Consider the following 12,956-nt stretch of genomic DNA (forward strand, 5'->3'; position numbering starts at 1 on the left):
TCGCGTCCTCTGTGGACGATCGACATGGACATCGCCGACCCGCGGCGACCCAGCCTGCTCGCGACGCTGACCGGGCACACCGAGACGGTGCGTGCCGTCGCGTTCACCGGGCGGCTGCTGGCGACCGGTGGCGCGGACCACACGATCCGGTTGTGGGACACGGAGGTCGAGTCGGTGGCGGCCCGCGTGTGCCGCGAGGCCTTCCCCCGGCTGACCGCGCGCTACTTCCCCGGAGTGGGCTACCGCCCACCCTGCGGGTGACCGCGGTTGTCCGGACCTTGTCGTTCGATCCCCGCGGCACCGGCGCCGGACAACCCCCTTCCGCCAGGCAGGAGGTCTCCGAAGGAAGGGAGTTCTCCTCATGCGTACTCGACTGGCCGCAGCGGTGCTGGCGCTCGCGGCGGCGCTGACGGGGTCGTTGCTGATGGCTCCGGCCGCCTCGGCGGGCACGGAGACCGCAGGCGAATGCGAGCACGGTGCCAACGGCTTCGTGGACATCCCCGACTGGATCAACGGCGAGTTCGTCAACGTCACCGTGCCGGGCGGGCTGATCAGGGTGGAGCTGCAGAAGGGCTACGTCGGCGGCGTGCTGCGCGGGTGGGCGAAGATCCTCACCCCCAACCAGCCCGGCGACCTCGTCTGGATGGACTGGACCCGGGACGGTGGCCGGACCTGGCTGCAGTGCGGTCCGTTCGCCGTGGACAGCCCCAACACCACGAAGACCAGTGCGGCGCAGCGCACGAGCTCAGACCCGAACTGGCAGTTCCGGGCGTGCGGCATGGTGCACGGCATCTCGTCGTCCACGCGCTGCACCTCGCCCTGGTGGTGAAGGGGGTCGTGGGGACCCGGTGCGCCGGGTCCCCACGTCAGTAGCGCTGGGCGTACCAGGTGGGCGGCTCGCCGAACAGCGAACGGAAGTCGCGGACGAAGTGGGCCTGGTCGGCGTACCCGAGGTCGGCCGCGAGCGCGGCCCAGTCGACGTCGCCGCCCGCCGCCATGCGCTCGGTGACCTCGTGCAGCCGGTAGCGGCGGATGACCCATTTCGGCCCGATGCCGACGTACTCGGCGAACAGCCGCTGCAACCCGCGCACGCTCAGGCCTGCCCGCTCGGCCAGCTCCTCCACCCGGGTGATGCCCGGCTGGTCCGCGACGAGCGCGACCGCGTCGGCCGCTGCCGTGGCCCGCGGATCCGGCGCGGGCAGGCGGGCCAGCAGGAACTCCTCGACCTCGCCGACGTCCGGATCACGCGGCAGGTCCGGGCCGAACACCTCCTCCGCCGGGACGACGCGGTCGGTCAGCGTCGAGACTGACGTGCCCAGCCACGGCCGGAAACAGCCGGGCCGGAACGCCACCCCGAGCACGTGCCCCACGCCTTCCAGCACCCGGACCTGGTGACCGCCGGCGACGCCGTTGACGTAGGCGCGGCCGTCGTGGAAGGACAGGTGCACGTTCGGGTAGGGCACGATCTTCTGCCGGTACGGCTCCTCGTAGTCCCAGTCCACCACCCAGTACCGCGCGATCCACGGCCGCAGCGCCGCGCACGGCTCGGGGTAGCCGAGCCGCTGGTACCTCGCCCACGCGCCGCCCAGCTCGCGGGCATCCCTTTCCACGGCAGCGGATTCTATGTCGCGTTCGTTCAATACGCGCCCGCCGCCCGCGTCCTAACCTGCGGGCATGTCCGAAATCTCCACCGCGGCCGCTGCCCTGGCCACCGTCGTCAGGGGCATCCGGCCCGAGCAGCTGACCGACCCGACCCCGTGCACCGAGTTCGACGTGCGCGCCCTCGTCGGGCACCTCGCCCAGTGGGCTCCGTCGCTCGCCGGCGCGGGCCGCAAGCAGATCGTCGAACCCTCCGAAGTAGACGGTGATGACCCGCGAAACGTCCTGCTGGAACGGGTTTCCGACCTCGTCGACGCCTGGGATTCGCCGGGCTCGCACGAGGGCACGACCCACATGGGCGGGCCGACCGAGATGCCGGCCGCGCTCGTGGCCGACATGGTCCTCGGCGAACTGGTCGTCCACGGCTGGGACCTCGCGCGGGCCACCGGCCGGCCCTTCGAACTGCCGGAGAACCTGCTGAAGCGCCTGCACGACGGAGTGGTCGCGACCGCCGGCGAGGCCAGGGCGATGGGCGTCTACGGGCCCGAGGTCCCCGTCCCGGCCTCGGCGTCGGCTTTGGACCGAATACTCGGCCTCACGGGGCGGAACCCTGCCTGGGCAGGCTGAGTCACCGCCACCACGGCCGGTGGCGCAGGTCGGCGACGAGCATCGCGGGCGGGACGAGTTCGTCCAGGCGCCCCATGAGGTGCCGGAGGTGCTCCCCCACCCACAGCGCGCAGTGCAGGTCGGCCGCCTTCGCCCCGGCCGCCCGCGGATCGCGGAACTCCGGCGGCGCCAGCACCGGAACCGCCCCGTGATCGGTGCGGTCGAGGCGCGAGGCGAGGTGGTCGTACCACGCCGCCAGCTGCCCCGCCTGCTCGGAGAGCTGGGTCCGGAACCGGTCGGGCCCCGCCTCCGGGTTCGGCAGCCCCGCCAGGGAGTACGCCGTGAGCCGCGCCCGCATCGTGCCCGCGACGAGCCGCCACAGGTCGTCCTTCGGCAGGCGTTTCGAGCCCTGTTCGGCCAGGAACCCGCGCAGCGCGTCGTCGAGCCGGACCCCCGCCGCGATCGCGGGGCCCGGCTGCGGTTCCGCGGTCCGCAGGCCCAGCGCCCAGTCCACCGACTCCGCGAGGTACGCCCCGCCCGCGCGCAGGGCGTCGGCCAGGTCGTCGGCCACCACCGAGGACGCACCGCGGGGCCAGAACACCATCCCGACGACGAAGCTCACCGCGCAGCCCAGCGCGACGTCCTCGATGCGCACCACGCCGATCTCCCAGCCCGCCGGGGCGAGCAGGTTGAACAGCACCGACACCACGACGGTGAACGCCGCCTGCCCGGCCGCGAACGGCAGGGCACCCGGTGCGTAGGACGCCACGAGCACCGCGATCGGCAGCGCGATCCACAGCGCGCCGGGACCGGTGCCGATGACGAGCAGCAGTACCGCGCCGACGACGAACCCGACCACCGTACCGAGGAGCGCGCGCAATGCCGTCGCTCCTGTCGCGGCGGCGCTCGTGCGCAGGACCGACAGGGTGCCCAGCACCACCCAGAACCCGTGCTCGACGCCCGTCAGGTCCGCGACGGCGACCGCCGCCGCCAGTGCGAGTGCGCCCCGCACGCTGTTGAGGAACCACACCGACCGCAGGCTCGCGTGCCGCGAGACCACGCCCGCCGCGGCCACCAGCCCCGCCAGCCGCCGCTCGCCGAGCGCCTCGGTTTCGAAGGTCTCGCCGTACCACCGGCGCCGCGAACCCGGCACCGCCGACGGATCGGCGCGGTGGGCCGCGATGAGCGCGTCCGTCATCGCCGAGTGCGCCGCGACCGCCGCCGTGCGGGCGTGGAAGGACAGGTGCACCGCGTCGGCGTAACCGTCCCCGTCGCTGTTCAGGCGCCGCAGGTATTCGACGCTCTCGCCGAGCTGCCGCTCCAGTGGTTCGAGGTCCACCCGCACGGCACCGTCGTCCAGCAACGCCCCGGTTTCACGCAGCACCGTCGCCGTTTCGGCGAGCAGTTTCCGTTCCACTTCGGGAATCGCGCTCAGGTCGCGGTACTCGCCGACGCTGTCGATGATCACGTACGCGCACCATTCGAGGAGCCCGACGAGGCTGTCCATGGCCTGGTCGGGGGTCGCGAGCCCGGTGGGCCGGTACGGCGTCGAGGTGAACGTCGTCTGCAGCTCGTGCTTCGCTTCCACCGCGGCGGTGCGGAACGCGGGATCGCTGTCGCCGGCCAGCGCCGCGTCGAGCTGGTCCGCCAGCGCCCGCGCGCACCGCGCCGCCGCTTCCCGCAGCGCGAAACCCGGTGCGCGGGGTGAGAACAGCAGGACCGCGGCGGTGCCCGCGACCGACGCCAGCCACCAGCCGCCGAGCCGCGCGGGAACCTCGGCGAGCGTGCCGGGAGAGGCCGCGGGCAGCACGTACGCCAGCAGCGCCGCCGTCCCGCCCGAGGCGGCGTTCGGCCCGGCGACCCCGGCGAACAGCACCGCGAACGCCACCGGGATGGTGATCAGGGAGGCGAGCAGGACCGACCCGTTGACGGCCGTGCCGATCACGACGAGCACGGTGCCCGCGAGCGCGAGACCGAGGTGCGCGCGCAGCTTGTCCTGCCACCGCCCGCCGAACGACGCCAGCACCAGCGTGGCGAAGCCACCGAACGCGGCGAACGTGGCGACCTGCAGATCGCCGAGGACGGTGTAGCCGAGCGCGAACAGTCCCGGGACGACGAGGGTCGCCCGGACGGCGCGCATCGCCGCCGCGCGGGACCACCCCGGCAGCCACGAGGGCCTGCCCCTGCCCCCCGCCGCCAACGGCAGCCGCCGCCGGAGCACCACCGTCGCCGAGCCGCGAGTCATCGCCTGATGATAGGGCGGCGCGGCACGCGCGTCACCGCCTCGGCGCGCGCCCGGATCCTGTCCGGATTCCGTGCTCGGCCGCATCTTGTCCGCCCTGCGCGCCCGCCCTCCGCGCCAGGCCTTCACGCCCGCCCCCCGCCCGGATCTCGCCCGCCTCCCGCCCGGATCTTGTCCGCCATCCGCGTCCGCCATCCGCGCCCGTCCCGTCCCGGCCGGATCTCGCCCGCCTTCCGTGCCCGCTCACCTCCTGCACCCACGCGCATCCCGCCCCGCCCCGCCCGGATCTTGTCCGGATTCCTGTCCTGCTCCGCCCGTTGACCTTCCGGGCGGGAACGCAGAAGCTTCCTGTCAACGTTGTCAGTGGCTTGTCGATGGGGACAGGAGTTGTCGATGACGCAGGACTCCAGCGGAATTTCGCGGCGGAACGTGTTGTCCGCGGGCACCGGGCTGCTCGCCGGGTTCGGGGTGCTCGGGCTGGTGCCGGAAGCGGCGGCGGCCGCCCCGGCACCCGGGGGCGCGAAGACCGATCTCGCGTTGTTCCGCCCGGTCACCGTGTCCTCCACCGACTACGCCGCCACCCCCGCCGAGTTCGCGGTGGACGGCCTGGCGCAGGTCGGCGTGCGGGGTTCGGGCTGGCGGGCCGCGCCGGGTGACGGCCAGTGGATCGTCGTGGACCTGCAGGGCCGGTGCCTGATCAGCTCGGTCGTGCTGACCTTCGAGGCCCAGCCGGGCGACCCGGCGATCGACCTGAGCGCGTCCCGCAGCCACAGCACCGGTTTCGAGGTGCTGTCCAGCTACGCCGTGTCCTTCGACCTCGACGTTTCCCCCGACGGCCGCACGTGGCGGACGGTCCACCACACCGACAACGGCACTGGGGGCGTGGTCACGATCCCGCTGACCCCGGCCGTGCCCGCCCGCTGGGTGCGCCTGTCGGCCTCCCGCCGCTCGACGACGAACCCGTTGGGGCTCAACGGCTTCCAGGTGTACGGCACCAGCACGGAGGCCCGGCCCGCGGTACGCGGCTGGACCAGCTGGCCGGTGCGGCAGCGGGACGACGCCCCGGACCTCTCGGTCGCCGACGACGGCACCGTGCCGCTGGAGTCCGGCTGGGTGCTGACCATGGCGGACTGGGCGCCCAGCGACGACGGCGCCGTGCTGTCCGGCACCCCGGTCGACACGCGCGGCTGGCTGCCCGCCACGGTGCCGGGCACGGTGCTCGCGTCGCTGGTCGAACAAGGCCAGCTGCCCGACCCCGTGTCCGGGATGAACAACATGCACGTCCCAGAAGCGCTTTCCCGGCACGACTGGTGGTACCGGCGCGCGTTCCGCCTGCCCCGCGGACTGGACACCTCGCCGGGCCGCCACGTGTGGCTGGAGTTCGACGGCGTCAACCACGAAGCCGAGATCTGGCTCAACGGAGCCCATGTGGGCGATCTCGCGCACCCGTTCGGCCGCGCCGCGCTCGACGTGACCGCCGCCCTGCGCCGCACCGGTGACCAGGCCCTCGCGGTGAAGATCTCGCCCCCGCCACACCCCGGCAGCCCCAGCGACAAGGGGCCCGACGGCAGCGCGTGGAAGGACGCGGGCGGCACGATGTTCGAGAACTCGCCCACGTACCTCGCGGTGTCCGGCTGGGACTGGATGCCCGCCGTGCGCGACCGCGCGTCGGGGATCTGGAACCACGTGCGGCTGCGCTCGACCGGCGCGATCGTCCTCGGCGACGCGCGGGTGGACACCGTGCTGCCGAAGCTGCCGGACACGAGCGTCGCCGAGGTGACGGTCACGGTGCCGGTGCGCAACGCGGGAACCGTGACGCAGCGCGTGAACGTCACCGCGGCCTTCGCGGGCAAGTCGCTGACCAGCACCGTCACCGTCGCGGCAGGCCAGCGGACGGAGGCAGTCTTCTCCCGGGTCCGGATCGACCGGCCGCAACTGTGGTGGCCCAACGGCTACGGCGATCCCACGCTGCACGACCTCGTGCTGACCGCCGCGATCGGGCGGACCGTGAGCGACCGGCGGACGCTGCGGATCGGGCTGCGGCAGATCGGTTACACCTACGACCTGCCCGTGGTGATCTCCGACAGCCGCGCGGAGCAGACCGTGGACTTCCCGCGGCAGCAGGCCCGCTACGTCCGGATGCAGGGCGACCGGCGGGCGACCAACTGGGGTTTCTCGCTCTGGACGATGTCCGTTGTGGACAGTGCGGCACCCGGGACGGACCTGGCACGGGGCAAGACCGCCACGGCCTCGTCGGTGGGAGACGGCAACCCGCCGGAGAACGCCGTGGACGGCAACCCGTCGACGCGGTGGTCCTCGCAGTACCAGGACGGCCAGTGGCTCCAGGTGGACCTCGGCGAGGCCGTGGGGTTCGACCGGGTCGTGCTGACGTGGGAGACGGCGTACGCGCAGACCTACCGCATCCAGGTATCGCAGGACGGCAACACGTGGACGGACGTCGCGTCGATCGACAACACGCCGAAGCCGCTGACGATCTTCGTCAACGGGGTCAAGGTGTTCTGCCGGGGCGGTAGCTGGGGCTGGGACGAGCTGCTGCGCCGCATGCCGCCCGAGCGCGTGGACGCCGTCGTCGCGATGCACCGCGACATGAACTTCACGATGATCCGCAACTGGGTGGGCTCCTCCTACCGCGAGGAGCTGTTCGAGGCGTGCGACCGGTACGGGATCCTGCTGTGGAACGAGTTCTGGGACGGCTGGTCGACGGATCCGGCCAACCACGACGTGTTCCTCGCGCAGGCCGAGGACACCGTGCTGCGGTACCGGCACCACCCGTGTGCCACGGTCTGGTTCGGCTGCAACGAGGGCACGCCGCCCACGGTGCTCGACAACGGGCTGCGGGACATCGTCACGCGGAACACGGACCTGCTCTACCAGGGCAACTCGGCGAGCGGCGTGATCACCGGTGACGGGCCGTACTTCTGGCTGGATCCGAGGATGTACTTCACCGGCCAGGCCACCGGCGGCAAGGCCGGGTTCTGGAGCGAGATCGGGCTGCCGACCGTGTCCGTGGTCGAGAGCATGCGCAACCTCGTCGGCGAGGGCGACCCCGGCTGGCCGATCGGCGGCCCGTGGTTCCTGCACGACTGGTCCACGCAGGGCAACCAGGGCGTGCAGGGCTACCAGGGGGCGATCGACGCGCGGCTCGCGCCGTCGACGAGCCTGGACGAGTTCTGCCGGAAGGCGCAGTTCGTCAACTACGAGAGCATGCGGGCGATCTTCGAGGCGTGGAACGCCAAGCTGTGGCAGGACGCGACCGGGGTGCTGCTGTGGATGTCGCACCCGGCGTGGCACAGCACGGTGTGGCAGACCTACGACTACGACCTGGACGTCAACGGCAGCTACTACGGGGCGCGGAAGGGCTGCGAGTCCCGGCACGTGCAGGCGGACCTGTCCACGTGGCAGGTCAAGGCCGTCAACCACACCCCGCAGGCGCTGACCGGCGTGACCGTCACCGCGCAACTGTATGGTTTGGACGGAGCACCGATCGGTGCCCCGTCGCGCCAGGTCCTCGATGTCGCCCCGATTTCGACGACCGCCGCGTTCACGGTGCCGTTCACCGACGCCCAGCCCGACCTGCACCTGCTGCGCCTGACGATGACCGACGGGCGCGGGACGGTGCTTTCGGAGAACACCTACTGGCGGTACCGCGCGGACACGGCGATGCGGGCGCTGAACCAGCTCGCGCGGACGAGCCTGTCGGTGGACTTCCGGTCCACAAGGGACGGTCACGTGGCCACGATCCGCAACACCGGCCGCACCGTCGCGGCGATGGTGCGGCTGTCCCTGCGGGAGCGCAACGGCGTCGACCGCGTGCTGCCGACCCTCTACGGGGACAACTACTTCTGGCTCCTGCCAGGGGAAAGCCGCGTGGTCACGGTGTCGCCGCGCCGCCAGGTCGACCACCCGAAGCTGCGCGTGGAGGCGTACAACGTCACGGCGAAGGTGGTGTGAACCACCGCGTGAGGATCTCGTCCACGACCTTGGCCGTGGGCAGCTGAGGAGCCGGCTCCAGTCCCGGCTCCTCGGCCAGCGGGTGGGCGAGATCCGGCACCGTGACGAGTTCGACGGTCTCCGGGTTCGCGTACCGCGCGCGCAGGGCGCCGGCCAGCGCGGCCGCGTCCGCCCGGAGGCCGGGGTGGTCCCGTTCCCCGCTGACGAGCAGCAGGGGCGGCTCCCCCGGGAACTCCCCCGCGGCGAAGTCCAGTTCCCGCGCGACCTCTTCGGCTTCGGCCGTCCACTCGTACGGCTTCCCGGCGATCCCCTCGGTCATCTCCGCGGCGGTCCGGATCCGCACGGCGGGGTTGACCAGGGCGACGGCGCTCACCGGGATCTCCCCCGTGGCCAGCACCCGCAGCGCCACGGTCCCGCCGAGTGAGGCGCCGAGGATCACGGTGGGCCCGTCGTCGACGGGTAGCTGCCGGCGCAGCGCGGAAAGCGCGGCGGGGAACTCGGCGGCCGCCTGCCGCGCGACGGGTGCGAGGAAGGCGAGGAGCGCGTCCCGGCGGATGAGGTCGAAGACGGCGTCGAACCCGCCTGCGGGACTGCGGACCCCGGACATCGGCATGCCGAGGTGCACCCGCCACGCCGGCACCCCGGTCATGGGCAGCGCGGCCGCGAAGGCCGCGTGCGTGCGTGGCGCGGACAGCATGTGCCAGGTGACGAGCAGCGGCGCGGATCCGTCGGCTTGCTCGGGCGGGACCGCGGTGAACGGAACCCCCGCGGCGGTACCGGTGATCGTGTCCACGGCGCCACGGTAACGGGCGGACCGGCTCGCGCGGCCCCACTTTCGCCGACGGCGGAACCGGGTTCACGCCTCCTGCCGCGCGCCGGGGCGATCCGTTCACCGACAGCCGCGACCGCAACGCGCCCTCACCCCGTCCACCGCGCGATGCCCAGCGCCGCGGCCCGCACGGCCGGAGCGAGCCGGTCCACCGCGGCGCGGGAGTGCGCCACGATGCCGAGCGCGGCGCGGACCTTGCCGTCCATGCCCAGCACCGGGGCCGCGACGGACACCGCGCCCAGCGTCATCTCCTCGTAGCAGTAGGCGACCCCTGTCTTCCGCACCTCGGCGAGCGCGGCGGCGAGCCGTCCCGGCTGGGTGATCGTGTGCGGGGTCATCCGCGCCAGCCCGGCGTCCGCGACCGACCGGAGGAGTTCCTTGTCCGAAAAGGCCAGGATGGCCTTGCCCACCCCGGTCGCGTGCAGGGGCAGGCGGCCGCCGATGTGCGTCATCGTCGGCACGGCCTTCGAGCTGGAGATCTTGTCGATGCACAGCGCGTGCGTGCCCTCCAGCACGGTCAGCTGGATGTTCTCCTGCGTGGCCTGGAACAGGTCGTGCATGAACGGCAGCGCCGCCTCCCGCAGCCCCCGCTGCCGCGGCGCGAGCGAGCCGATCGTCCACAGGCGCATCCCCACGCGGTAGCGGCCGTCGTCGAGGCGTTCCAGGCCGCCCCACGCGCACAACTCGCCGATGAGCCGCCGCGCCGTCGACACGGGCAGGCGGCTGCGGGTCGCGACCTCGGTGAGCGACAACGCCGGGTGCGCGACGTCGAAGCAGTCGAGGACGCTGAGCAACCGCCGCGAAACCGTCTGCCCAGGGGTGTTCGTCCGGCCCGCCACCTCCGCAATGTAGCCGCGATTGCCACTGGATGGCAACGAGCGCTGGTGCCGGCCGGTGATCGGCCCGCAGGATCGGGGCCCGGCAGGGAAAACTCAGCGGAACAAGGAGGTTCTGGGATGTCGGCACGTCAGGCAGGCCGCGAAACTGCCACTGGACGGGAAAGCCGGTGAGCGGGTTCTGGGCCCGGCAGGGCATCGTCCCCCACCTCCGCTGGGGGTTCGTGGCGCTCACCCTGTTCATGATCGGTGACGGGATCGAATCCGGGTTCCTCTCGCCCTACCTGGCCGAGCACGGTTTCGGGGCTGGGCAGACGTCCCTGCTGTGGAGCGTCTACGGGTTCGTCGTCGCGGTCGCCGCGTGGCTGTCGGGCGCGCTCGCGGAGGCCTTCGGCCCCCGGCGCGTGATGCTCGCGGGGTTCGCGATCTGGGTCGTCTTCGAGGTCGCGTTCCTCGTCGCGCTCGCACAGGGGAACTTCACGGTCATGCTGCTCGCGTTCGGCGTCCGCGGCCTCGGTTACCCGTTGTTCTCCTACGGTTTCCTCGTCTGGGTCGCGACCGACACGCCGGAAGCCGCGCTGGGCAAGGCCGTCGGCTGGTACTGGTTCTTCTTCGTGCTCGGCCTCGGGGTGGTCAGCTCCTACTACGCGGGCGCGGTCCTCCCCGTGCTCGGGGAGTTCGGGACGCTGGCCTCGTCACTGGCGTTCATCGGCGTCGGAGGGCTCCTGCTGCTGTTCCTCGTGAAAGCCCGCAGGCCCGCCCCGGCCGGGCTGCGCACCAGCCTGCGCTCCGTCCTCGGCGCGTTCACGATCGTCGCGGAACGGCCGAGGATCGGGCTCGCCGGCATCGTCCGGGTGATCAACACCCTGGGGTTCTACGCGTTCGTCGTGTTCCTGAGCACGTTCATGGTCCGGGACGTCGGGCTGTCCACGCCGCAGTGGCAGACGGTCTGGGGCACGCTGACGTTGACCAACATCCTCGCCAACGTCGTGTTCGGCTACGTCGCCGACCGCATCGGCCGGGTCCGCACCGTCGCGTGGTTCGGCGGGCTGCTGTGCGCGCTGAGCGTGCCCGCCTTCTACTACGTCCCGCAGCTGGCGGGCCCGAACTTCTGGGCGATCCTCCTGGTGGCGGTCGTCTACGGCGCCGGGCTGTCGGGTTTCGTCCCGCTGTCGGCGATCGCGCCCGCACTGGCGCCACACCGCGTCGGCGCGGCCATCGCGATCCTCAACCTCGGCGCGGGGGTGAGCCAGTTCCTCGGTCCGGTCTCGGCCGGGCTCGTCGGGCCCCTGGGCGTGGCCGGCACGCTGTGGCTGATCGCCGGGCTCTACGTCGTCGGCATCGTCCTCACCTACTGCCTGCGGGAACGACGTGCCACAGATGATCACTCCACATCGGACAAGACTCTGACCGGAAGGACGGCAGCATGACCACCTTCGTCCTCGTGCACGGGATGTGGCACGGCGGCTGGGCCTGGGAGCGCGTCGCGTCGCTGCTGGAAGCGGACGGCCACCCGTGCGTGGCGGTCACGTTGCCCGGCAAGGACCGCGCCCCGGGTGACCCGACGTTCCGCGGGCACTGCGACCACCTCACGGGTGTCCTCACCGGGATCGACGGTGACGTCGTCCTCGTCGGGCACTCGTATTCCGGGGCGCTGCTCACCGAGGTCGGTGCCGCGCCGAACGTACGCGCGATGGTCTACGTGAGCGCGTTCTGCCTCGAACCCGGGGAGTCGGTCGCGTCCGTCAACGACGCCGAAGCCGGTTCCCAGGCCGGGAAGGACGACATCCGCCAGGTCGGCGACTACCTGGTGATCGACCCGGACACCGCGCGCAACGCCTTCTACCACGACTGCGCGCCGGAGGACGCGGCTTACGCCGTCGAACGCCTCACGCCCGAGCACGCCGGGACACGGGTGGCGGTGGTCTCGCGGGCGGCGTGGCGGGCCGTTCCCTCGCACTTCGTCGTGTGCACGCTGGACCGCGCCTGCACCCCCGAGGTCCAGCGGATGATGGCGGCGAGGACGCACTCGTGGAGCGAACTGGAGGCGAGCCACTCGCCGATGCTGTCCATGCCCGACGCGGTGGCCCGCACGATCGTCGAGTTCGCCGGGAAGCACGCCGCATGAACGCCCCCGTCGCGATCGTGACCGGCGGAGCCGGAGCACTGGGCAAGGCGATCGCCGAAGTCCTGCTCGGCGATGGTTTCCGGGTCGCACTGCTGGACCGGCAAGGGACGGCGGACGCCGCGGCGGCGCTGGGCGGTGAGGTCCTGCCCGTCCAAGCCGACGTGACCGACGACGAGTCGGTGCGGGCCGCAGTCGAGCAGGTGGACCGGACGTGGGGCCGGGTCGACGCGCTGGTCAACAACGCGGGCATCGAGCCCGCGCACTCGTTGGCGGGCATGGCGCCGGACACCTGGCGCGCGACGCTGGAAGTGAACCTGACCGGGCCCGCGCTGATGATCAAGCACTGCGTGCCGTGCTGGCGGCGGCAGGGCGGCGGGCGCGTGGTGTCGATCGGCTCCCGGGTGTGGCTCGGCGGCGGCTGGACGCCGGCGTACTCCGCCTCGAAAGCCGGCCTCGTCGGGCTGACGCGGGCAGCGTGCCAGGAACTCGGGTCGCTCGGGGTCACGGTCAACGTCGTCGCGCCGAGCTTCATGCGCACCCCGTTCAACACACAGAAGGCCGGCGACGGGCTCCTGGCGGAGCACGCCGGGCGGTTCGCCGCCGCGTCGCCGCTGGGCAGGCTGGTGGAACCGGCGGACGTGGCGAACGCCGTGGCGTTCCTCGTCTCCGACCGGGCCGCGGCCATCACCGGCGAGGTGCTGCACGTGGCCGCGGGCACCCAGCTCGCCCCGGCCGTCCATTGAG

Annotated in this window: 11 protein-coding genes; 7 read left to right on the forward strand and 4 right to left on the reverse strand. The window is 72.5% G+C overall.

Annotated features, from left to right (window positions below; all coding sequences use genetic code 11):
* The first annotated feature begins 24 nt into the window (after positions 1-24).
* Both ABFX51_RS19005 and ABFX51_RS19010 read left to right on the forward strand, forming a co-directional pair.
* A complete protein-coding gene (locus ABFX51_RS19005; protein WP_346054405.1) occupies positions 25-261 on the forward strand; it encodes a WD40 repeat domain-containing protein in 237 nt (78 codons plus the stop codon).
* A 100-nt stretch (positions 262-361) separates the two neighbouring features.
* Positions 362-829, forward strand: coding sequence for a hypothetical protein (locus ABFX51_RS19010; protein WP_346054407.1), 468 nt, complete (start codon positions 362-364; stop codon positions 827-829).
* Positions 830-866: 37 nt separating this feature from the next.
* On the opposite strand, the gene ABFX51_RS19015 is transcribed toward ABFX51_RS19010, so the two are convergent.
* Complete coding sequence (locus ABFX51_RS19015; protein WP_346054408.1) at positions 867-1,610, reverse strand: DUF6597 domain-containing transcriptional factor; 744 nt, start codon at positions 1,608-1,610, stop codon at positions 867-869.
* A gap of 64 nt (positions 1,611-1,674) precedes the next feature.
* Between ABFX51_RS19015 and ABFX51_RS19020 the strand changes: the two genes are divergently transcribed.
* Entirely contained in the window at positions 1,675-2,226 is a 552-nt protein-coding gene (locus ABFX51_RS19020; RefSeq protein WP_346054409.1) for a TIGR03086 family metal-binding protein, read from the forward strand.
* 1 nt (position 2,227) lies between these two features.
* Here ABFX51_RS19020 and ABFX51_RS19025 read toward each other — a convergent pair whose 3' ends face one another.
* Complete coding sequence (locus tag ABFX51_RS19025; protein ID WP_346054410.1) at positions 2,228-4,450, reverse strand: FUSC family protein; 2,223 nt, start codon at positions 4,448-4,450, stop codon at positions 2,228-2,230.
* Positions 4,451-4,840: 390 nt separating this feature from the next.
* Between ABFX51_RS19025 and ABFX51_RS19030 the strand changes: the two genes are divergently transcribed.
* Positions 4,841-8,419 carry a discoidin domain-containing protein gene (locus ABFX51_RS19030; protein ID WP_346054411.1) on the forward strand — a complete coding sequence of 1,193 codons (3,579 nt, stop codon included), beginning with the start codon at positions 4,841-4,843 and terminating at the stop codon, positions 8,417-8,419.
* Here the strand turns inward: ABFX51_RS19030 and ABFX51_RS19035 are convergent.
* Positions 8,400-9,212, reverse strand: a complete 813-nt coding sequence (locus ABFX51_RS19035) for an alpha/beta hydrolase family protein (RefSeq protein ID WP_346054412.1) — start codon at positions 9,210-9,212, stop codon at positions 8,400-8,402. The two genes, ABFX51_RS19030 and ABFX51_RS19035, sit on opposite strands and share 20 nt — an antisense overlap.
* Positions 9,213-9,337: 125 nt before the next feature.
* A complete protein-coding gene (locus ABFX51_RS19040; protein WP_346054413.1) occupies positions 9,338-10,087 on the reverse strand; it encodes an IclR family transcriptional regulator in 750 nt (249 codons plus the stop codon).
* Between the two features lie 167 nt (positions 10,088-10,254).
* Here ABFX51_RS19040 and ABFX51_RS19045 point away from each other — a divergent pair, with 167 nt between their 5' ends.
* From ABFX51_RS19045 to ABFX51_RS19055, 3 genes are read left to right on the forward strand one after another with little or no spacing between them, the layout of a single operon-like run.
* Positions 10,255-11,514 (forward strand): MFS transporter, encoded by a 1,260-nt coding sequence (locus tag ABFX51_RS19045; protein ID WP_346054414.1) that lies wholly within the window; start codon positions 10,255-10,257, stop codon positions 11,512-11,514.
* The gene (locus ABFX51_RS19050; RefSeq protein ID WP_346054415.1) at positions 11,511-12,212 is read left to right on the forward strand and encodes an alpha/beta fold hydrolase; all 702 of its coding nucleotides are present in this window, start codon (positions 11,511-11,513) and stop codon (positions 12,210-12,212) included. The genes ABFX51_RS19045 and ABFX51_RS19050 overlap by 4 nt, the downstream gene beginning before the upstream one ends.
* On the forward strand, positions 12,209-12,955 hold the full coding sequence (locus tag ABFX51_RS19055; RefSeq protein WP_346054416.1) for an SDR family oxidoreductase: 747 nt from the start codon (positions 12,209-12,211) through the stop codon (positions 12,953-12,955). The genes ABFX51_RS19050 and ABFX51_RS19055 overlap by 4 nt, the downstream gene beginning before the upstream one ends.
* Position 12,956 lies beyond the last annotated feature (1 nt).

Source organism: Amycolatopsis dongchuanensis (genome assembly GCF_039542405.1).
GTDB classification, from domain to species: Bacteria; Actinomycetota; Actinomycetes; order Mycobacteriales; family Pseudonocardiaceae; genus Amycolatopsis_E; species Amycolatopsis_E sacchari.